Source organism: Cellulomonas sp. NPDC089187, assembly GCF_040685135.1.
Lineage (GTDB): Bacteria > Actinomycetota > Actinomycetes > Actinomycetales > Cellulomonadaceae > Cellulomonas.
Map to the genome: position 1 here is coordinate 604,752 of NZ_JBFBHI010000002.1, position 20,232 is coordinate 624,983.

Annotated in this window: 21 protein-coding genes; 8 read left to right on the forward strand and 13 right to left on the reverse strand. The window is 70.4% G+C overall.

From position 1 onward, the window contains the following. Nucleotides 1-27 precede the first annotated feature (27 nt). Both AB0N78_RS07160 and AB0N78_RS07165 read left to right on the forward strand, forming a co-directional pair. The gene (locus AB0N78_RS07160) at nt 28-1,236 is read left to right on the forward strand and encodes a Vms1/Ankzf1 family peptidyl-tRNA hydrolase (protein ID WP_363387630.1); all 1,209 of its coding nucleotides are present in this window, start codon (nt 28-30) and stop codon (nt 1,234-1,236) included. A gap of 160 nt (nt 1,237-1,396) precedes the next feature. Continuing rightward, nucleotides 1,397-1,738, forward strand: coding sequence for a PASTA domain-containing protein (locus AB0N78_RS07165; RefSeq protein WP_363387633.1), 342 nt, complete (start codon nt 1,397-1,399; stop codon nt 1,736-1,738). A gap of 18 nt (nt 1,739-1,756) precedes the next feature. Here AB0N78_RS07165 and AB0N78_RS07170 read toward each other — a convergent pair whose 3' ends face one another. From AB0N78_RS07170 to AB0N78_RS07195, 6 genes are all read right to left on the reverse strand, one after another. Then, entirely contained in the window at nt 1,757-3,592 is a 1,836-nt protein-coding gene (locus tag AB0N78_RS07170) for an AMP-dependent synthetase/ligase (RefSeq protein WP_363387635.1), read from the reverse strand. Between the two features lie 79 nt (nt 3,593-3,671). After that, nucleotides 3,672-4,424, reverse strand: a complete 753-nt coding sequence (locus AB0N78_RS07175; protein WP_363387638.1) for an amino acid ABC transporter ATP-binding protein — start codon at nt 4,422-4,424, stop codon at nt 3,672-3,674. Beyond that, entirely contained in the window at nt 4,424-5,269 is an 846-nt protein-coding gene (locus AB0N78_RS07180; RefSeq protein WP_363387640.1) for an amino acid ABC transporter permease, read from the reverse strand. Before AB0N78_RS07180 ends, AB0N78_RS07175 begins: the two co-directional genes overlap by 1 nt. 2 nt (nt 5,270-5,271) lie before the next feature. Next, the gene (locus AB0N78_RS07185; protein WP_363387643.1) at nt 5,272-6,093 is read right to left on the reverse strand and encodes a transporter substrate-binding domain-containing protein; all 822 of its coding nucleotides are present in this window, start codon (nt 6,091-6,093) and stop codon (nt 5,272-5,274) included. Between the two features lie 144 nt (nt 6,094-6,237). Then, nucleotides 6,238-8,937, reverse strand: a complete 2,700-nt coding sequence (gene valS / locus AB0N78_RS07190) for a valine--tRNA ligase (protein ID WP_363387646.1) — start codon at nt 8,935-8,937, stop codon at nt 6,238-6,240. 39 nt (nt 8,938-8,976) lie between these two features. After that, a complete protein-coding gene (locus tag AB0N78_RS07195; protein ID WP_363387648.1) occupies nt 8,977-10,410 on the reverse strand; it encodes an MFS transporter in 1,434 nt (477 codons plus the stop codon). A gap of 189 nt (nt 10,411-10,599) precedes the next feature. Here AB0N78_RS07195 and AB0N78_RS07200 point away from each other — a divergent pair, with 189 nt between their 5' ends. The 3 genes from AB0N78_RS07200 to cofE all read left to right on the forward strand — a co-directional run bounded on the left by AB0N78_RS07200 (nt 10,600) and on the right by cofE (nt 12,794). Next, nucleotides 10,600-10,977, forward strand: coding sequence for a hypothetical protein (locus AB0N78_RS07200; protein WP_363387651.1), 378 nt, complete (start codon nt 10,600-10,602; stop codon nt 10,975-10,977). Between the two features lie 75 nt (nt 10,978-11,052). Then, nucleotides 11,053-12,024 carry a TIGR03557 family F420-dependent LLM class oxidoreductase gene (locus tag AB0N78_RS07205; protein ID WP_363388247.1) on the forward strand — a complete coding sequence of 324 codons (972 nt, stop codon included), beginning with the start codon at nt 11,053-11,055 and terminating at the stop codon, nt 12,022-12,024. Next, nucleotides 12,021-12,794, forward strand: coding sequence for a coenzyme F420-0:L-glutamate ligase (gene cofE, locus AB0N78_RS07210; RefSeq protein ID WP_363387653.1), 774 nt, complete (start codon nt 12,021-12,023; stop codon nt 12,792-12,794). The genes AB0N78_RS07205 and cofE overlap by 4 nt, the downstream gene beginning before the upstream one ends. 16 nt (nt 12,795-12,810) lie before the next feature. Here cofE and AB0N78_RS07215 read toward each other — a convergent pair whose 3' ends face one another. Genes AB0N78_RS07215 through AB0N78_RS07225 form a run of 3 tightly spaced genes read right to left on the reverse strand, consistent with a single transcriptional unit; the run spans nt 12,811 to nt 14,237 of the window. After that, nucleotides 12,811-13,188 (reverse strand): YbjQ family protein, encoded by a 378-nt coding sequence (locus AB0N78_RS07215; protein ID WP_363387656.1) that lies wholly within the window; start codon nt 13,186-13,188, stop codon nt 12,811-12,813. A gap of 6 nt (nt 13,189-13,194) precedes the next feature. Then, a complete protein-coding gene (locus AB0N78_RS07220) occupies nt 13,195-13,773 on the reverse strand; it encodes an HhH-GPD-type base excision DNA repair protein (protein WP_363387658.1) in 579 nt (192 codons plus the stop codon). Further along, the gene (locus AB0N78_RS07225) at nt 13,770-14,237 is read right to left on the reverse strand and encodes a DUF4265 domain-containing protein (protein ID WP_363387661.1); all 468 of its coding nucleotides are present in this window, start codon (nt 14,235-14,237) and stop codon (nt 13,770-13,772) included. Before AB0N78_RS07225 ends, AB0N78_RS07220 begins: the two co-directional genes overlap by 4 nt. A 128-nt stretch (nt 14,238-14,365) precedes the next feature. Here AB0N78_RS07225 and AB0N78_RS07230 point away from each other — a divergent pair, with 128 nt between their 5' ends. The 3 genes from AB0N78_RS07230 to AB0N78_RS07240 are packed head-to-tail and all read left to right on the forward strand — an operon-like array spanning nt 14,366 to nt 16,445. Further along, nucleotides 14,366-14,734 (forward strand): DUF1801 domain-containing protein, encoded by a 369-nt coding sequence (locus tag AB0N78_RS07230; protein WP_363387664.1) that lies wholly within the window; start codon nt 14,366-14,368, stop codon nt 14,732-14,734. Nucleotides 14,735-14,743: 9 nt separating this feature from the next. Next, nucleotides 14,744-15,436 (forward strand): 2-phospho-L-lactate guanylyltransferase, encoded by a 693-nt coding sequence (gene cofC / locus AB0N78_RS07235; RefSeq protein WP_363387667.1) that lies wholly within the window; start codon nt 14,744-14,746, stop codon nt 15,434-15,436. 10 nt (nt 15,437-15,446) lie between these two features. Further along, nucleotides 15,447-16,445 carry a serine hydrolase domain-containing protein gene (locus AB0N78_RS07240; protein ID WP_363387670.1) on the forward strand — a complete coding sequence of 333 codons (999 nt, stop codon included), beginning with the start codon at nt 15,447-15,449 and terminating at the stop codon, nt 16,443-16,445. A 20-nt stretch (nt 16,446-16,465) separates the two neighbouring features. On the opposite strand, the gene cofD is transcribed toward AB0N78_RS07240, so the two are convergent. Genes cofD through AB0N78_RS07260 form a run of 4 tightly spaced genes read right to left on the reverse strand, consistent with a single transcriptional unit; the run spans nt 16,466 to nt 20,232 of the window. Further along, nucleotides 16,466-17,428, reverse strand: coding sequence for a 2-phospho-L-lactate transferase (gene cofD / locus AB0N78_RS07245; RefSeq protein ID WP_363387673.1), 963 nt, complete (start codon nt 17,426-17,428; stop codon nt 16,466-16,468). Next, the gene (locus tag AB0N78_RS07250) at nt 17,425-18,213 is read right to left on the reverse strand and encodes a putative F420-0 ABC transporter ATP-binding protein (RefSeq protein WP_363387676.1); all 789 of its coding nucleotides are present in this window, start codon (nt 18,211-18,213) and stop codon (nt 17,425-17,427) included. The genes cofD and AB0N78_RS07250 overlap by 4 nt, the downstream gene beginning before the upstream one ends. Beyond that, nucleotides 18,204-19,253 (reverse strand): putative F420-0 ABC transporter permease subunit, encoded by a 1,050-nt coding sequence (locus AB0N78_RS07255; protein ID WP_363387678.1) that lies wholly within the window; start codon nt 19,251-19,253, stop codon nt 18,204-18,206. Before AB0N78_RS07255 ends, AB0N78_RS07250 begins: the two co-directional genes overlap by 10 nt. A 1-nt stretch (nt 19,254) precedes the next feature. Continuing rightward, nucleotides 19,255-20,232, reverse strand: a complete 978-nt coding sequence (locus AB0N78_RS07260; RefSeq protein ID WP_363387681.1) for a putative F420-0 ABC transporter substrate-binding protein — start codon at nt 20,230-20,232, stop codon at nt 19,255-19,257.

Here is a 20,232-nt window from a genome sequence, read left to right on the forward strand (position 1 = left end):
CCCACGGCTCACTCCCTGGAGGTTGCCTTGGATCTGCACTGGCTCAAGCCGCTGCTAGGACGACCCGGCCCGTTCATCACGGTTCTGCTCGACGCCACCCGGGCGGATGCCTCCGGTGACGAGGAGGTCGCCGGCCGCTGGAAGTCGTTGCGCCGTGAGCTGGCGGCCACCGGCGCCCAGGACGCGGTGCTGGATGTGATCGAGGAGCGGGTGACCCGGCCCACCGGTGTGGCGGGTCCGCACGGCCGCGTGGTGATCGCGGACGGCTCCGACCCGGTGGAAATCGTGGTCGACCGCACGGTGAAGGAGCCCCCGGCGCAGTCCTCTGCGGTCTACGACGCGGTGCCCGCGCTCGCCCCGGCGGTGCGCGCGGCCGACCAGGCCACCCGGTTCCTGCTGGTGGAGATCGACCGGCAGGGTGCCGATCTGACCTGGTCCAACGGCACCAGTGCCCGCCCGCAGCGCGAGGTGGTCGAGGGGGACCACGACGTGGTGCACAAGATCCGGGAGGGTGGCGGTTGGTCGCACCGGCGGATGCAGACCCGGGCCGAGGACTCCTGGGAGCGCAACGCGGAGACCGTGGCCGCCGACCTGGACCGGCAGGTGGCCGAGCGCCACCCCGAGATCGTGCTGCTGACCGGTGATGTCCGGGCGGTGTCGCTGCTCAAGGATGCCGTGGGGCAGCACGTCCGTGAGCTGATCGCGGAGGTGCCCGGTGGGTCGCGCGCCGACGGGGTCAACCAGCAGGCATTCGAGGAGCATGTGGCCGCGGCGTTGTTCGAGCATCGGGCGCGCCGTCGGGAGAAGGTGCTGGACCGGTTCCGGACCGCACAGGGTCGGGGTGAAGCGGCGGTGACGTCCGTGCCCGACCTGGTGACTGTGCTGCAACGGGGTCAGGTCGCTGAGCTGCTGGTCCGGGACGACCTCACGTTGCCCGGCTCGGCGCTGAGCGAGCGGCGGCTGCACGTGGGGCCCGAGCCGCTGCAGGTCGCGGTGGACGCCGACGACCTGATCGCACTGGGCACACCGGAGGGGTCAGCTCGGGTGATGCCCGCCGATGCCGCGATCCTGCGGGCGGCGCTCGGCCAGGATGCCGGACTCACGCTGGTGCCGGACGGCGCGGCCGATCTGGTCGATGGGGTGGGCGCGATCCTGCGCTGGGTGGATGAGTCGACGCCCAGCGAGGCGGTGCCCAGCCAGTCGGCGGATCAGGCCCGACTGCGCGACGTGGTGTGAGCCCCGTGGTGGCCCGCGCCCGAGTGCGGGTGAGGGCCACCACGTCGGTGTTTGAGTGGTGGTGGACGCGCACCGGGGGGTTTCGCTCAGATCTGCGGTGAGCGGCGCGGGCTAGCGTCGGGACGGCCCTTCCCGACCCCACATCACCACGGAGTTGTCGATGCGCGATCGCGCCCTTCCCGCCCTCGCCCTGTCTCTGCTGCTCCTGGCCGGATGCTCGGGCGGAGGGGAGTCCGACACGGCCACCGCCGCCGAGTCGCAGACGCCGGAGACGTTCGTCATGCCGGATGTGGTCGGGATGAATCTGCAGGAAGCCCAGGAACTTCTCCAGTCCCACGGTTCCTACCTGATGGACCAAGAGGACGCGTCGGGACGTCGACGCCCGCAGCTGCGCGACTCGAATTGGCAGGTGTGCGCGCAGGTGCCGGAGCCCGGTGTGGAGTCACCCACCACGGTGATGGTTGAGCTGTCGGCGGTGAAACTGGGCGAGACCTGCCTCTGAGGGGCGCTCCTCCGGCGCTCAGTGCCCGCCGGAGGCCTTCTCCTGCGCGGTGCGGGTGTCGGTGTACAGCGCCTCCACCTCCTCGGCGAAGTCGCGGAGCACCAGCGCGCGCTTCACCTTCAGCGACGGGGTGAGGTAGCCGTTCTCCTCGGTGAAGTCGGAGGTCAGCACCCGGATCTTCCGGATCGACTCCGCACGGGAGACCGCCTCGTTCGCCCGGGCAGCAGCGCGGTCCAGAGCGGCTAGCACCTCGGGGTGCTGGGCAGCGGTGCGTACGTCCATCGCGGGCAGGCCGTGCATGGACAGCCAGCCGGGCAGCATCTCCGTGTCGAGGGTGACCAGGGCGCCGATGAACGGGCGGCCGTCGCCGACCACCACCACCTGGGAGACCAGCGGGTGCCCGCGGAACCGGTCCTCCAACACCGCGGGCGCGACGTTCTTGCCGCCGGCAGTGACGATCAGCTCCTTGGCCCGTCCGGTGATCCGTAGGTAGCCGTCGTCATCCAGAGTGCCGATGTCACCGGTGGCGAACCAGCCGTCCTGCAGTGCCTCGGCGGTCGCCTCCGGGTCGTCGTGGTAGCCGCGGAAGACGTGCGGGCCCTTGGCCCAGATCTGACCCTCATCATCGACGCGCAGGGTGGTGCCGGGGTATGCCGGGCCGACGGTGCCGATCTTGATCAGGTCCGGGGTGTTCACCGCGCTCGGGGCCGTGGTCTCGGTCAGGCCGTAGCCCTCCAGGATCACCACGCCCATCCCGCGGTAGTAGTGCCCCAGTCGCTCGCCCAGCGGTGCGCCGCCGGAGATCGCATAGACCAGCGCGCCACCCATCGCTGCCCGCAGCTTGCGCAGCACCAGGGTGCTGGCCAGCGTGTGGGCGGCCTTGAGCTGCGCGGAGGGACCGGTCGGGGTGTCCAGCGCGCGGGAGTAGGTGATGGCGACCTTGGCGGCCCAGCGGAACATCTTGAGCGTGAAACCGGACCCGGCCTTCTGCTCCGCGGAGTTGTAGACCTTCTCAAACACCCGGGGCACACCCAGGATGAATGTCGGCCGGAAGGACGCGAAGTCGGCCAGCAGGGTCCGGGTGCTCGGGGCGTGTCCGAGGACGGCACCGGACTGGATGCCGATCATCTGGATGAACCGGGCGAAGACGTGCGCCAGGGGTAGGAACAGCAGGGTGCGGTCCCCGGGCTTGGCGCAGACCTCGGCCAGGGCGGTCACCCCGTTGCGGACGTTGTCGACAAAGTTCCCGTGTGAGAGCTCCACGCCCTTGGGTCGACCAGTGGTGCCCGAGGTGTAGATGATCGTGGCCAGGTCGTCGGCCTGGGCGAGGGCGCGGCGACGCTCGATCTCGGCGTCCTCGATGTCGGTACCGGACTGGATCAGCCGACCGATCGCGTCGTCGTCGATCACGAAGACCTCGCCGAGGCTCGGTACCTGGGGCCGCACCTGGTCCAGCACCGCGGCGTGGGCGGCGGATTCGACCACGGCCAGCGTCGCCCCGGAGTTCGCCAGGATCCACTGCACCTGCTCGGCGGAGGAGGTCTCGTACACCGGGACACCCACCGCCCCGGCGAACCACACCGCGAAGTCGGTCAGCGTCCACTCGTAGCGGGTGCGGGACATGATCGCCACGCGGTCGCCCGGCTGGATGCCCTGGGCGACCAGACCCTTGGCCAGTGCGGTGACCTCGTCGACGAACCCGCGCACGGTGACCGGCTGCCACGATCCACCCAGGCCGGTGTTCCGCTCGATCAGCACCCCGTGCGGGTCGCGGGCGAGTCGGTCCAGCAGCAGACCCGGCACATTCATCCGGGGGTCATGCGGGACAGGGGTGTCGGCGCTGAACTCGCGCATCGGTGCTCCAGGTCGCTGGGGTCGATCGGACGGCCCTCACCGGGCACAGTTCGGCATCGTATCCGTCCGATCAGCCCCGTCAGGCGTCGGAGGCGTGCGTCGGGTTCAGGACCCGCTGGAGGAACGCACGGGTGCGCTCCTGCCGAGGCGCGCCGATCACCTGATCGGCCGGGCCGTCCTCGACCACCACACCACCGTCCATGAAGATGACGCGGTCGCCGACCTCCCGGGCGAAGGCCATCTCATGGGTGACGACGATCATGGTCATCCCCGCATCGGCGAGGTCCCGCATCACCGCCAGCACGTCACCGACCAGCTCCGGGTCCAGCGCCGAGGTCGGCTCGTCGAAGAGCATTAGCTGCGGGTCCATCGACAGCGCACGGGCGATGGCCACCCGCTGCTGCTGACCGCCGGACAGTTGCGCCGGCATCGCCTCCGCGCGGTCCGCCAGCCCGACCCGAGCCAGGTTCTCCCGGGCGATCCGCTCCGCCTCGGCTTTGGAGCGCTTGAGCACCTGGCGTTGAGCCATCGTGCAGTTGTCCAGGACGGTGCGATGGCTGAACAGATTGAACTGCTGGAAGACCATCCCGACATGGGTGCGGACCCGGTCGATGTCGACATCGGGGTCGGTCACGTCGATCCCGAGCACGTCGATCCGGCCGCCGGTCGGCTGTTCCAGCAGGTTCACGCAGCGCAGCAGGGTGGACTTGCCGGAGCCGGAGGGCCCGATCACGCAGACCACTTCACCGGACTCGACGGTCAGGTCGATGCCGCGCAGCACCTCCCGGTCGCCGAAGGACTTGTGCAGGTCATCGACCCGGACGACGCTCATCAGTGGCTCCTCGCGCCGCGGCGCTCCAGATAGCGGGCCAGGTAGCCCAGCGGCAGGGTGATCAGCAGGTAGCAGGCGCCCACCAGGAACAGCGGGGTGAACCCACCGGCGGCGGTGTTCAGCGCCTCGCGGCCGACCTTGGTCAGGTCGTACTGGTCGACCGCCATGCCCAGGATGAAGACCAGCGAAGTGTCCTTGGTCAGCAGGATGAACTCGTTGGTCATCGGGGGCAGAACGATTCGGAAGGCCTGCGGGATCACCACGCTGACCAGCGTGCGGGTGTGGGACATGCCCAGGGAGCGCGCCGCCTCGATCTGACCCTTCGGCACGGCCTGGAGTCCGGCACGCAGCGTCTCGGCGACGTAGGCCGCGGACACGATGCCCAGCGCCAGGGCCAGCTTGCCGGTCAGCGAGCCGATCCCACCGCCGAAGGCGATCGGCAGCGCGTACCCGATCCCGATCACGACCAACAGTGCGGGGATTCCCCGGAAGAACTCGATGTAGACGGTCGCGATCCAGCGGTTCAGACCGACCGAGGACATCCGCATCAGGGCGAGTAGCGTGCCCAGGCTCAGGCCGACCGCGAATCCGGCCGCCGTGTAGCGCAGCGTGTTGAGGAAGGCCTGCGGGATCTTGGGCAGCACCTCGCGGGCGGCCTCACCGTTGAAGAACGCCGGGCCGACCTGCGACCAGTCGACCACCAACGCCAGCACCACCAGGACAGCGACCAGCAGTCCGTACTGCACGGTCCGGGCCACCAGGGCTCGACGCCGGGGCGACCAGCGTGCCCGCCCGGCAGTCGGCGGGAGCGCATCCGGCCGAGCGGGGGAGGAGGGTGTGCTCATGGTCAGCTGTCGGCGCTCGGCGAGGCGGTCGCCGCCTCAATCGGCGCGGTGCCGATGAACTGGGTGTAGAGCTCGTCGTAGGTGCCGTCGGAGTGAATCCGGTCCAGGGTGGCGTTCACCTGGTCGAGCAGGGCGGTGTTGCCCTTCTTCACGCCCAGGCCGTACTGCTCGCCGGTGGAGAAGGTGGCGGTCATCTCCAGACCGTCCTTCGCCCAGGGGCCGAGCACAGCGACATCGTTGATCACCGCGTCGACCTGTCCGGTCTTCAGGGCCTGGATCTGCAGGCCCAGGTCCTCGAACTGCACGGTGGTCAGCCCCTGCTCCTGCGCCCAGGTCTCCCCGGTGGTGGCCTGCTGCACGGCGACGGTCTTACCCGTCAGCGCGTCCGCGGAGTCCAGGTCGGAGCCCTCCTCGACCAGCAACCCCTGGTTCGCGTCGAAGTACGGCTCGGAGAAGTCGATCTTCGCCTCACGCTCGGGGGTGATGGTCACGCCGGAGGCCACGATGTCGCAGTTGCCGGTGTTGAGGTCGGCGCCGGACTGGATGCCCTCGAACGGCGTCGCCTTGACGGTCAGCTCGACGCCCAGATCCTTGGCGACCTCGCCGACGATCGCGGGGTCGAAGCCGACGATCTGTCCGCCCTCCTCGTACTCGAAGGGCTCGTAGGGCGGGTTGGTGCACAGGGTCAGCTGACCGGAGGACACCAGCTGCACGCCATCGGAGGTGCCCTCCGCGGAGGTGTCGTCCCCGCCGCTGGAGCAGGCGGCGAGCAGCAGGGCCACACCGGCGGCGGCGGGCAGCAGAGCGGCGGAACGGGTGCGCATGGTGGATCTCCCTCACAGGACAGCACGAACTGGAAAACCATACAGGGGCAGCAATACATATTCATAACGCGCGCCCTCGGGGCGAGGACGACGACGGGCCCGCCACCCCACGATGGGGGTGACGGGCCCGTTCGGCCAGTGGGCTCAGGCGGTCGGCTTCTGCTTCGGCTCCGGCGGCAGCAGTTCGGCGTCCCGGGCGACCACGGTGGCATCGGCGGAGTCCGCGACCTCCACCACATCCAGGGTGCCGGTGGCCCGGCCCGCGGCGCGGATGTCGCCCAGCGCGACCTGCACACCGGTCAGCATCGCGGCGGGGACCTCCAGGGTGGCGGAGGTGACCTCGGCCCGCATCGACAGCTTGGCCTCGGACTTCACCTTGCGCAGCGCGGCCAGCCCGGCACCGGCGGCAGCGACCACAGCCGGATCAGCGTCACCGGCGGCGGAGCGCAGCACCTGCGAGGTCGGCCACGGTGCACGGTGCACGGTGCCCTCCCGCCACCAGGACCAGACCTCCTCCGTGGCGAAGGGCAGCACCGGGGCGAACAGCCGCAGCAGCACATCCAGTGCCAAGCCCAGCGCGGCTCGGGCAGAGGCAGTCTCGGCGGAGACCTCGGTGGAGTCCGCACCCGCACCGTAGGCCCGGTCCTTGACCAGCTCCAGGTAGTCGTCGCAGAACGTCCAGAAGAAGGTCTCGGTCAGCTCCAGCGCCCGGGTGTGGTCGTAGGACTCCAGCGCCTCGGTGGCCCGGTCCACCACATCGGCGAGGCCCGCGAGCATCGCACGGTCCAGGGGCTGGGTGACCAGCGCCGGGTCCAGGAATCGTCCACCCTGCTCGGCGCCGCCGAAGGACAGTGCGAACTTCGAGGCGTTGAGCACCTTGATCGCCAAACGGCGACCGATCTTCATCTGCCCGACCTCGAAGGCAGCGTCGGTGCCGAGTCGAGCGGAGGCGGCCCAGTAGCGCACCGCGTCCGAGCCGTGCTCCTCGAGCAGGCCCATCGGGGTGACGACGTTGCCCTTGGACTTCGACATCTTCTTGCGGTCCGGGTCAAGGATCCAGCCGCTGATCGCGGAGTCCTTCCAGGGCAGTGTGCCGAACTCCAGATGCGAGCGAACCACGGTGCTGAACAGCCACGTCCGGATGATGTCCTGCCCCTGGGGGCGCAGGTCCATCGGAAACACGCGCTCGAACAGGTCGGGATCGGAGCGCCAGCCACCGGCGATCTGCGGGGTCAGCGAGCTGGTCGCCCAGGTATCCATGATGTCCGGGTCACCGATGAACCCGCCGGCCACGCCACGCTGATCCGCGGTGTAGCCCGCGGGCACGTCGGACGAAGGGTCAATCGGCAGCTGGTCCTCGGTGGGCAGGATCGGGTGCTCATGGTCGACTTCGCCCTCGGCGGTCACCGGGTACCAGACCGGGAACGGCACGCCGAAGAACCGCTGCCGAGAGATCAGCCAGTCACCGTTCAGGCCGCCGACCCAGTTCTGGTAGCGCACCCGCATGAAGTCGGGGTGGAAGCCCAGCTCACGACCGCGGGCCAGCAACTGCTCACGCAGGTTCTCGTCCCGGCCCCCGTTGCGGATGTACCACTGGCGGCTGGTCACGATCTCCAGCGGCTTGTCGCCCTTCTCAAAGAAGTTCGCCTTGCGCTGGGTGGCCTGTGGCTCGCCGTCCAGGTCGCCGGACTCGCGCAGGGCGTTCACCACCAGCTCACGCGCGGAGAAGGTGGTCTTACCTGCCAGCTCGGCGTAGAGCGCCCGACCGGACTCATCGCTGATCCACTCCGGCACGTCGCGCAGCAGTCGGCCGTCGCGGCCGATCACGGAGCGGGTGGGCAGGTTCAGCTCGCGCCACCACTGCACGTCGGTCAGGTCACCGAAGGTGCAGCACATGGCGATGCCCGCGCCCTTGTCCGGCTCGGCAGCCGGGTGGGCGAGCACGGGCACCTCGACCCCGAACAGCGGGGACGTGACCGTGGTGCCGAACAGGTGCTGGTAACGCTCGTCGTCCGGGTGGGCGATCAGTGCGACGCAGGCGGGCAGCAGCTCCGGGCGAGTGGTCTCGATCTGGACGGTGCTGCCGTCCACGCCGTGGAAGTTCACCTTGTGGAACGCGCCCGGGTAGTCGCGGGCCTCCAGCTCGGCCTGGGCGACCGCGGTCTGGAAGGTGACATCCCACAGGCCGGGGGCCTCGGCCTGGTACGCCTCGCCGCGGGCCAGGTTCCGCAGGAACGCCTGCTGGGCGACCGCCCGGGACTCCGCCGAGATGGTCTGGTAGGTGCGGGTCCAGTCCACCGACAGGCCCAGTCGACGCCAGAGCGCCTCGAACTGCTGCTCGTCCTCGACGGTCAGCCGCTCGCACAGCTCGACAAAGTTCTTCCGGCTGATCGGCACCTGGTCGGCGGCCTTGATGCTCTTGCCCTCACCGCCGACATGCGGGGGAGTGAAGTTCGGGTCGTAGGGCAGCGACGGGTCGCAGCGGACCCCGAAGTAGTTCTGCACCCGGCGCTCGGTGGGCAGACCGTTGTCGTCCCAGCCCATCGGGTAGAACACCTCGGCACCGCGCATCCGGCGGTACCGGGCCACCACGTCGGTGTGCGTGTAGCTGAAGACGTGTCCGACATGCAGCGAGCCGGAGACCGTCGGCGGCGGGGTGTCGATGGAGAACACCTGCTCGCGGGTGGCGGTCCGGTCGAAGGCGTAGGTGCCCTGCTCGGCCCAGGTCGTGTCCCAACGCTCCTCGACACCCTCCAGCGATACCCGGTCCGGTACCTCGCGCACAGCCTTGACGGCGGGCGGGGTGTTGGGGGACAGCGGGCTGGTGGACGACTGGTCGGTCATGGGGGACATCTTTCCAGACCCGGACGACCGGACCGGACGTCACTCCGGCAGTCGGGCGTCCTGCGACTCGGCGGTGGTGGTGACCGGGCCGGTAGTGACGGCGGCGGGCCGCAACGTGCTGATGTCCCAGTCCGACCGACGGGCCAGCACCAGCCCGACGATGAGTGCCCCGAGCAGGGGACCGACCCCGGCAGCCACCATGCCTATCCGCGGGCCGAACTGCTCGCACACCCAGCCGATCAGCGTGCCGGAGATCCCCTGAGCACCGAGCCCGGTGAGGATGTACAGCGCCATCACCCGGCCGCGTAGATGGGGGGCGACGGTGGTCTGCACCAGGGTGTTGGAGCTGGTCAGGTAGAGGATGGTGCACAGTCCCATCCCGATCAGCGCGACGATGAACACCGGGCGCGAGGGTGCGGCGGCGGCGATCACCTGGATGGTGCCGATCGCCCCGGCCAGCAGCACCAGGTTGAGCAGCCGACCGCCTTTGCGCCGACCAGCCAGCAGCGCACCGGTGAGCGCACCCACCGCCAGCATCGAGTTGAGCAGCGCGTAGCCGCCCGCATCCGACTCAAAGACCCCGTCCGCCCACGCCGCTAACACCGTGGCCATGTTCACGCCGGTGATCGAGACGAAGCCAAGCAGCACGGTGGCCCACAGGATGCGCGGGCTGGTGCGTGCGTAGGCCAATCCCTCGCGCAGCTGGCCCTTGGCGCGGGGCACCGCGGGGGTGGGGGTCAGCTCGGCCGACCGCATCGACGCCAGCAGCCCGACCGCGACCAGACAGGCCAGGGCGTTCAGCTCGAAGGTCCATCCCTGCCCGACCAGCTTGATCAGCACACCGGCGACGGCGGGGCCGAGCAGCGCGCCCAGCTGGAAGACCGCGGAGTTGATGCTGATCGCCTGACGCAGGTGCGCCGGACCCGCCACCTCGTGCACGAAGGCTTGCCGGGCCGGGTTGTCGAATGCGGTGGCCAGACCACCCACGAACGCGCCGAGCAGCACATGCCATGCCTGCACGTTCCCGGTCAGCACCAACAGCCCGATGGCCAACGCGGACAGCCCGAAGACGGTCTGGGTGATCATCAGCAGTCGTCGTCGGGGGAACCGGTCGGCCAGCACACCGCCGACCAGGCCGAGGGCCAGCACCGGCAACAGCTGCAGCGACACGGTGAGCCCGACCATCGCGGCCGAACCGGTCAGGGTCAACACCAGCCAGTCCTGCGCCACTCGGGCGGCCCAGCCGAAGGTGTTGGTCAGCACCTGCGAGGTGACGTAGAGCCGGAAGTTGCGCACGCCGAGGGCGGCGCGCAGCGAGGAGTCCGGCAGTCCGGGGGTGGGGGTGCGGCGGTGCGGGCGGAACCGGGGCACCGCATGCCGGGTGCGCGCCACGGTGCGCGGGGTCAGCGAGCCGCGGGTCGAGGTCGGACGGGTGGTGGTCGGGGACGCGGGACGGCGGCTGGCCGAAGGCACGGGTGTTCCTCAGAAGTGAAGGGAGCGGGAGGGTGTCGTCGAGGAGTCTCGGTTGCTCAATCCTACGTCCACCGGTACCCGATTCCCAGGTCATACCGCGGTGATGCGGCCGACATCATCGGAGTTTCGCTAGCGTCTGCTCGGCCCTGACCTGGGGCTGCTCGTGTCTGCCCGAGAGGATCTCCCACCATGGCTGTCGCCGACTTCTTCGTTTCCGGATCACCCGACGCGGGCAAGGCCGTGGTGCGTGAGGCACTGGACAGCGCCGGCTTCACCATCGAGGCGCAGCTGCCCAACGGTGGCTGGACGGTCGGTCGCGGCAGCAAGTGGAAGACCGCGACACTCGGTGCCCTGGCGGGCAAGAAGGCGCAGCGGCTGACGTTCACCGTGTTGTTCTTCGATCACCAGGGGACGATGGTGGTGCGGCTGGAGCGGGAGACCGGCTCCGGAATGATGGCCGGTGCTGTCGGCGTTGCCCGTTCCAACGACATCTTCGAGGAGACCGTGGCCGCCGTCGGCAACGCCCTGTACGCCACCGGCGCGCTGGTGGGCAGCAACCGCGGTTAACCTCGACGGACCAGGCGGTTCAGCCGTCCAGAACATGGGGAGCCACAGGTGAGCTTGCAGGTCGGGTACGCGGCGATGTTGGAGCAGTTCCACCCGACCGAGGCGGTGGAGCTGGCGGCCTACGCCGAGCAGCACGGGTTCCTCGGCACGATGGCGGCGGATCACTTCCAGCCGTGGGTGCCGCAGCAGGGCCAGTCGTCCTTCGTCTGGAACGTGCTGACCGCGCTGGGCGAGCGCACCACCGGTGACCTGGGACCGGGTGTCACCGCGCCGACCTTCCGTTGGCACCCGGCGATGGTGGCGCAGGCCTCCGCGACGCTGGCGGCGATGTACCCCGGGCGGCACTGGCTGGGACTCGGCTCCGGCGAGGCACTGAACGAGCACATCGTCGCCGGGTACTGGCCGGAGGCCCCGGAGCGGATCAACCGGATGTTCGAGGCCATCGACATCATCAAGAAGCTGTTCGCGGCATCGCTGGCGGGCAAGGACGTCAAGCATTCAGGGCAGTTCTACAAGCTGGAGTCGACCCGGTTGTGGACCATGCCGGAGGTCGCGCCGGAGATCCTGGTTGCCACCGCCGGTCCGGTCACCGCCAAGCGGGCCGGCAAGCACGCGGACGGCCTGATCACCGTCGGCGCACCGCTGGAGAAGATCAGCGGGCTGTTCGAGAAGTTCGCCGACGGTGTGCGCGAATCCGGTCGTGACCCGGAGCAGCTGCCGAAGGTGCTCCAGCTGCACTTGTCCTGGGCGGACACCGACGAGCAGGCGATGACCAACGCGATGACCGAGTGGCCGAACGGCGGGATGAAGTTCCCCAAGGCCGACATCCGCTCGCCCTTCGACTTCGCGCAGATGGCCAAGCTGGTGCGACCGGAGGACTTTGAGGGGCGGATGGTCATCTCCGCAGACCCGGATGTGCACCGCGCGGAGATCCAGAAGTACGTCGACCTGGGCTTCGACCGGATCTACCTGCACAACGTCGGACGCAACCAGCGGGAGTGGATCGAGGTCTTCGGCCGCGAGGTGCTGCCGAAGCTCGCCCGGTGAGCACGCGACTGACCGCCTGGGCCCCCGACGGTCTGGGCGAGGTGACACCCGGTGACGATCTGGCCGCGCTGATCGGCGACCTGCTGGCCGATGACCTGGCCGAGGACGACATCATCGTGGTCACCAGCAAGATCGTGTCCAAGGCCGAGGGCAGAATCGTCGCCGCCGCGGACCGGGAGGACGCGATCACCGCGGAGACCGTGCGGGTGGTCGCCACCCGCCCGCACGCCCACGGGGTGACCCGGATCGTGGAGAACCGGCTCGGCCTGGTGATGGCCGCCGCCGGGGTGGACGCCTCCAACACCGCCGAGGGGACTGTGCTGCTGCTGCCGGTCGACCCGGATGGCACCGCCCGTCGACTGCGTGGCGCGCTATCGGCCCGGTTCGGCATCCGACTCGGGGTGGTGATCACCGACACCGCCGGACGGACCTGGCGGCAGGGTCAGACCGACCTGGCCATCGGTGCCGCCGGGGTGCGGGTGCTAGAGGATCTGCGGGGCAGCACCGACACCCACGGTCGCCGGTTGGAGGTGTCCATGGCCGCGCTCGCGGATGAGATCGCCGCCGCCGCCGAGTTGGTCAAGGGCAAGGCCACAGGGCGTCCGGTGGCGGTGGTCCGCGGGATGGGTCACGCCGTCACCGCCGAGGACGGTCCGGGCGCGCGGGTCCTGGTCCGGACCGGACCGGAGGACATGTTCCGCGAAGGCACCGCCGAGGCCTACCGGCGGGGTTGGGCGGATGGGGAAGCGGGGGTCGACCAGCGGCCGTGACCGGGTCGACCGTGGCTCAGAACCCCTGGCTGCCCGCGATCTGAGCCGACTGACCGGTCGCACCCGGCTGCCCGCCCGGGATCGGCTCCACGATCACCGCAGTGCCGTAGGCGCACACCTCGGAGAACTGCCCGATGGAGTCGGTGTCGAACCGCATCGCCACGATGGCATTCGCCCCGCGCTGGGTGGCCTCCTCGGTCATGCGGCGCATCACCTCGTGCCGGGACTCGTACATGATCTGGGTGTACTCGGGGATCTCCCCGCCGCCGATGGCTCGGAATCCCGCGGTGAAGTTCGCCCCGATGTTCGTCGAGCGCACGGTCAGGCCCATCACCTCCCCGAGCACGGCCTGGATGCGATAGCCGGGCACCTCGTTGCTGGTCACGATGATCATGTCCTCTCAGCCCTTCTTCGCCTTAGCGGCTGCCTTCGCCGCCTGCTTGGTCGCCCGTACCGCCAGCAGCGAGTCCGCATCGACCACGTCGGCGATGGACCGCGGGTGGTCGTCGCCATAGGCTCCCGCGGCCTCGCGCCAGCCCTGCGGCTGCACACCCCGCTGCTTGCCGAGCAGGGCCAGGAAGATCCGCGCCTTCTGGTCACCGAAGCCCGGCAGCGCCTTGAGTCGCTTCAGGACTGTCGCGCCGTCCGGGTCGCCGTCGGTCCACAGTCGGGTGACATCGCCGTCGTAGTCGGCCACCACCGCCCGGGCCACCGCTTGGATACGTCCCGCCATCGAGCCGGGGTACCGGTGCACCGCCGGGGCAGTGGCGCACAACGCGGCGAACTCCTCGGGGTCGGCATCCGCGACGCGGCGCACGTCGAGGCCACCCATCCGCTCGGCGATCTTGGCCGGTCCGGCGAAGGCGGTCTCCATGGCGACCTGCTGGTCGAGGAGCATCCCGAGCAGGAGGGCGAAGGGGTCGGCGGTCAGGAGCTGATCGGCCTCGGTGTTCCCGGTCATCCAGAGTGTGCGTGTCATAGCGCCTCCCACTGTGGTGACACATTCCCCTCCTCGTAGAACCACCGGCCGTCGTTCTCGCCGGCGTCCAGCAGCCGCTTGACGGCCCCGAGGTCGACCGCGGGTCCGATGTCGAGGGCGACCAGGTGAAGCGGCTGCGTCAGCCCTTCACCTGTGACACCGAGCGGCGTGAAGGCGTCCAGTACGCCCTGGCACTCGCCACGCAGCGGACCGTCGTCGCGCGGGATGACCCGCACGGTCAGTCGATCGCTCTGCCCGATGGTGCTGGAGCACCACAGAGTTCCCGCCGCATCGGGGGCGGCGGCGACCACATCGTTGGCCGAGGTGCCACGGACGAACCACGGCGTGTTGTCGAGGCGATACCGTCCGTCGCCCAACGGCTGCGCCCAGATGCCCTCGGATGCCACCGGCGGCCAACCGTCCTCGTCGGGTTCCAGGGCGAACCGGATCGTCACGTGTTCCATGCCGATGCCCCCTTCCGTGCCAACCCTGCTGGGCGCGGGTCACCGTTCGTCCACAGAACCATCGGGCCATCCTCGCACCCCGGTGCCATGCTGGGGGAGCACGGCGTCACCAGCACAAGGGAGCAGCGATGAACGAGGTGGACGCTCAGGTCGCGGGTCTGCCCGAGGACATCCGACCGGCGGTGCAGCGGGTATACGACCGGGCGGTGCAGGTGGTGCCCAAGGCCGAACAGGGCACCAGCTACGGCATGCCCGCCCTGCGCTATCGGGGGCGCCCCCTGCTCGCGGTGACCACCGGTCGGGCCGGGTGCGCGGTCTACCCGTTCAGCTCGGAGGTCACCGCCGCGGTGATCGCCACCCTGGACGGCTTCGGCGCGACCAAGGGCGGCATCCGGTTCACCCTGGACCGGCCGCTGCCGGACTCCGCGGTGGAGGCGCTGATCACCGGGCGCAAGGCGGAGATCGACGCGGCACTGCAACGCCGGTCCGGGGCTTAGGCTCCCCGGGTGCGCAGTGCTCGGTGGGTGGTCGTCGTCCCGGTGAAGGACGCCCGGCGTGGCAAGACCCGACTCGCCGAGGTGCTGGAACCGGGGGCGCGCGCCGCTCTCGTCCGGGCGATGGCCTGGGACACGGTGGCGGGGGTGGCCGACTGCCCCGCGGTGGCGCGCACGCTGGTGGTGACCGGTGACCCCGAGGTGTCCGCCGCGGTGCGTGAGCTGCCGCGAGTGGGTGTGCTGCCCGAGCCGGATGCGCAGGTCGGCTCCGGATGGGCAGCGCTGGATCGTGCGGTGTTGGCCGGGGTGCAGCGGGCGCGTACGGAGGCGCCGGGTGTGGGGGTCGCGGTGTTGCTCGGTGACCTGCCCAGGCTCGATCCGGGGGAGCTCGGGGCCGCGTTGTCGGCCGCTGCGGCGCAGGTCCGGAGCGTGCTGGCGGATGCGGAGGGCACCGGGACGACGTTGCTCACGGTGGGCCCCGGTGTCGACTTCCGGTCACGGTTCGGACCCGGGTCGGCCGCCGCACACCAGGGGCTCGGCTACCGGCGGTTGGCCCTGGAGGTGCCGACCTTGCGCGAGGACGTCGATCTGCCGGCGGATCTGACCCGGCTGCTGGATCGTGGTGTGGACGGCAGGACCGGCGCGTTGCTGCGGCGGCTCGCCCCGTTGCCAATTCCCTCGTCCGAGCGGGAGGGGACTGCCTAGGGTCGTCGGCATGAGCGCCACCGACCTTGCGACCGTCCTGGACACCGCAGCCCGCGCGAGCGACTTCAGCGGCGTGATCCGGGTCGACCGACCGGGGGCGGCACCGGTGTCCCGGGCCTACGGCCTGGCGGATCGCGCACGGCAGATCCCGGCCACGGTCGACCATCGGTTCGGTGTCGCCAGCATCACCAAGGGGTTCACCGTGGTCACGGTGGGGTCGCTGATCGACGCCGGACAGCTCGGCTGGAACCAGCCGGTGCGCACTCTGCTGGGTGATGACCTGCCGCTGACGGACGACCGGGTGACCGTGGCGCAGCTGCTCTCGCACACCTCCGGGATCGGCGACTACCTGGACGAGTCCGAGGGTGAGATCACCGACTATGTGCTGGACGTGCCGGTGCACCGACTGGATCACACCGAGGCGTACCTGCCGTTGTTGGACGGCCGCGCGCAGGTCGAGGAGCCCGGGCAGACCTTCCGCTACAACAACGCGGGCTTCGTGCTGCTGGCGCTGGTCGCGGAGCGGGCCACGGGGGTGGCCTTCGCTGAGCTGGTCGGGCAGCGGGTGTTCACACCGGCGGGGATGAGCCACAGCGGCTTCCCGCGCAGTGACGAGCCCACCGCTGACCTGGCCCGCCACTACCTGGCCGCGGACGGGCCACGGACGAATGTGCTGCACCTGCCGGTGGTCGGCTCCGGTGATGGCGGGGCGGCGACCACGGCCGGTGACCTGGCCGCGTTCTGGTCGGCGCTGCTCAACGGGCGACTGGTCTCACCGGAGACGCTGGCCCGGTTGACCACGCCGGTGAGCGAGGTGGCGGATGAGGGCATGCGCTACGGCCACGGATTCTGGCTGGGGCTGACCTCGGGCACGCTGATCCTGGAGGGCTACGACGCGGGGGTCTCCGGGCGCAGCTGGCACGACCCGGCGACCGGGACCACCGCCACGGTGATCGCCAACTGGTCGGACGGGGCCTGGCCGGTGCTGCGCGCGGTGGACTGGTCCTGACCCGTCACGTCCGGTACGTCTCAGACCAGATTCAGCAGCGTCGCCGCGATCCGGGCCGTGTGCGGGACATCGCGCATCAGGGTGTCGGTCACCGCGGTGCGCCAGCCGTCGGCGGCCAGCTTCTCCGCAGCCTCGGCGTCGGCGGTGTCGACCAGCCAGCCGTCCAGAACCCCGCCGGTGGCCCGTCGCCCGTAGTGCCGGGCCACCGCCTCGGCGCTCGCGGCGACCCCGATCGTGGCCAGGCACTCGGCGGCCATCCCGCGCACCGCGGCACCGCCGATGATCGGGGAGATGCCTACCACCGGTGCCGGGGTCGTGGTCAGGGCATCACGGACTCCGGGGACGGCCAGGATCGTGCCCACCGACACCACCGGGTTGGACGGCGGCAGCAGCACCGCATCCGCTTCCCCGATCGCCTCCAGCACACCCGGCGCGGGCTCGGCCTGTGCCAGCCCCACCTGCACGAACTCCCGCGCGGGCAGCGCCGCCCGGTGCCGGACCCACCACTCCTCAAAGTGGATCAGCCCGTCGTCGACCCGCACGTGGGTTTCCACCGGCTGGTCGGACATCGGCAGCAGTCGCACACCCTGATCGGCCAGCCGCCACCGCTCACACAGCCGCGCCGTGGTCTCGGTCAGGCTCAGCCCCTCGCGCAGCCACTGGGTGCGGGCCAGGTGCGTCGCCAGATCCAGGTCGCCGAGGGTGAACCAGTCCCAGCCCACGCCGTAGGCGGCCAGATCCTGTGACACCCGCGACGATTCCTCGCGTCGGCCCCAGCCCTGCTGCTCATGGACCGCACCGCCCAGGGTGTACATCAGGGTGTCCAGGTCCGGGCAGACCCGGACGCCGTGCAACCACATGTCGTCGCCGGTGTTGGCGATCACGGTGATCTGCGACCCGGGCGCGGACTCGGCCAGATGCGCGAGCAGCCCGCGGGTGAAGCGGGCACCTCCGACGCCGCCGGACAGCACGGTGACCTTCATCGGACTCCTTCACGGATGACAGCGGGCGCGTCGCCGAAGGCGATCACCGGACGGCCGGTGCCGGGATGGGTGAGCACCTCACAGTCCACCCCGTAGACCCGGGCGACTAACTCCGGGGTGAGCACATCCCGGGGGTCCCCGGCAGCCACCAGCACCCCCTGGGACAGCACCAGCACGTGATCGCAGTAGGCGGCGGCCAGGTTGAGGTCGTGCAGCGCGGCGACCGTCGTCCAGCCCAGATCCCGGACAAAACGCAGCAGGGATAGTTGAGCGGCGACGTCCAGGTGGTTGGTCGGCTCGTCCAACAGCAACAGATCGGGCTCCTGCGCCAACGCCCGGGCGATGTGCACCCGCTGGCGCTCACCGCCGGACAGCGCGTCCCAGGACCGGTCGGCCAGATGCGCGGCCCCGGCGGCGACCAGCGCGCGCTCGGTGGCATCCGACGCGGCGGTGTCCGTGCCCCACAGGGTCCGGTACGGGATGCGGCCGAGTTCGACCACCTCCCGGACCGTCAAGGGCACGGTGGAGCTGGACTCCTGCTCCAACAGTGCGAGGCGTCGGGCGCGCTCCCGGCGGGGCAGGTCGTGCACGTCGGCCCCGTCGATCAGCACGGTGCCGGTCTCCGGGGTGAGCAGTCCGGCGATCATCCGCAGCAGTGTCGACTTGCCCGCCCCATTCGGGCCGAGCAGACCGGTCAGCGCTCCTGGCGGGGGAGTCGCCGTCACGCCGTCGACCACCCACCGTCCGCCCAGGCGCACCCCGGCACCCGCGATGCTCAGGTCCATGCGTTCCCCCTCCGGCGACGCAGCAGCACCGCGAACACCGGCACACCGATCAGCGCGGTCACGATCCCCACCGGCAACTCCCGCGGGTCGAAGATCGTCCGGGCCAGGGTGTCCGCCCACACCAGGAAGATCGCCCCGGTGACCGCCACCACCGGCAGCAGTCGATGGTGGGTCGGCCCGGTCAGCGCGGACACCGCATGCGGCAGCACCAGCCCGACGAATCCGATCGCCCCGGACACCGCCACCATCGCCCCCGTCAACAGTGCCACCAGGGTCATCAACACCCAGCGAGTCCGGTCGACGTCGATGCCGAGTGCTGACGCCGCGGTGTCGCCGAAGGCGAAGGCATCCAACCGGGTCGCCGAGGCGATCAACACCGTCCCCACCACGAGCAGCGCCACCCCGGCGATGGCCACACTGCGCCAGGTCGACCCGGCCAACGACCCCAGCAGCCAGTTCAGGATCTCCCGGTAGGAGTCCCCGGTGGCCGACCAGAAGATCACGAAGGAGGTGCCCGCCGCCGCCAGCTGCGACACCGCCAGCCCGGCCAGTACCGCACGCCCCGGGGTGAGTGTGCCGCCGACCCGGGCCAGCGACAGCGTGGCGACCAACGCCGCCAGCGCCCCGACAAAAGCGGTCACCGGCAGCAGCAGCGACACCCCCAGGATCAGCACCGCCACCGCACCCATCGACGCACCGGAGGACAGCCCCAACAGGTAAGGGTCGGCGAGCGGGTTGCGGGTCAACGACTGCATCACCGCGCCGGACAACGCCAGGCCCGCACCCACTGCCGCAGCAGTGAGCACCCGGGGCAGACGCAGCTCCCACACGATGGCATCGGGCAGCACCGGCAGACCGGGCCCCCACCCCAGGTGACCGCCGATGGACCGCACCACATCGCCCACCCCCAGATCCGCCGGGCCAATGGTGATGCACACCGCCACCGTCAACACCAGCAGCAGCACCCCGAGCGGGAGCACCACGGACAGCGGCGCACGGCGGCGCACCGGTGCCGGGTCGACGGGGGCGAGGGCGGTCATCTCAGTCGTTCAGCTCCGCCAGCTGCTCGGTCAGCGACACCACGGCGTCCACGTTGCGCACCCCCGCCTCGGTGGCCGGGAAGGGCAGCGTCAGGTAGCGGTGCTGCTGCACGGCGGTCAGCTGGGCAGTAGCCGGGTTCGACTCCAGCAGGTCGATCTTGGACTGCGCGGTGTTCCAGTCGGCGTCGACCAGCACGATCACATCCGGGTCGGCTGCCACGATCTGCTCCCAGCCCGCGGAGGTCCAGGTGTCGTGCACGTCGGCGAAGATGTTGGTGAGCCCCGCCGCGTCCATGATCATCTGCGGCGACCCGATCCCGGCCCCCACATACGGGGTGTCGGTGCCGGAGGAGTACCAGAGCGCAGTGGTGCCCTCCTGCGCCGGAGTCACGTCATCCAGCGTGGCCCGCTGATCGGCGATCAGTTCCTCCGCACGGTCCTGCACCCCGAACAGCGCCCCGGTCTCCCGGAACTCCTCGAACAACCCGTCGAAGGTCAACGGGTCGGGCATGTACCCCGCCTCCTTGCACGCAGCGGGGGAGACGTAGGTACCGATCCCGAGCTGCTGCAGCGTGTCGCGGTCACCGGCGCCGTCGGCGCTGAAGTTCGACTCCCACCCGGCGTAAACGAAGTCCGGCTGCGCCGCCAGCAACGCCTCCTGCCCCGGCACCTGCTCCGACAGCACCGGCACCTGCGCCGCCGCGTCGGCCAGATCGTCCGGCAGCGGACCGTCGGAGAACGCGGTGCCCACCATCCGGTCCGCCAGGCCGAGGCTCAGCAGCATCTCGGTCGCGGTGGACTTGATCGTCACGATCCGCTCGGGCGGGGCCTCGACAGTGACCTCCGTGCCGCAGTTGTCGACGGTGATGGGGGTGAATGCCCCAGCGGTAGTCGGGGTGGACGGGGTGTCCGCGGCGCTGGACCCGCACGCGGTCAGCGCGAGCAGGGGCAGGACAGCGAGGACCGGGCGAATACGCAC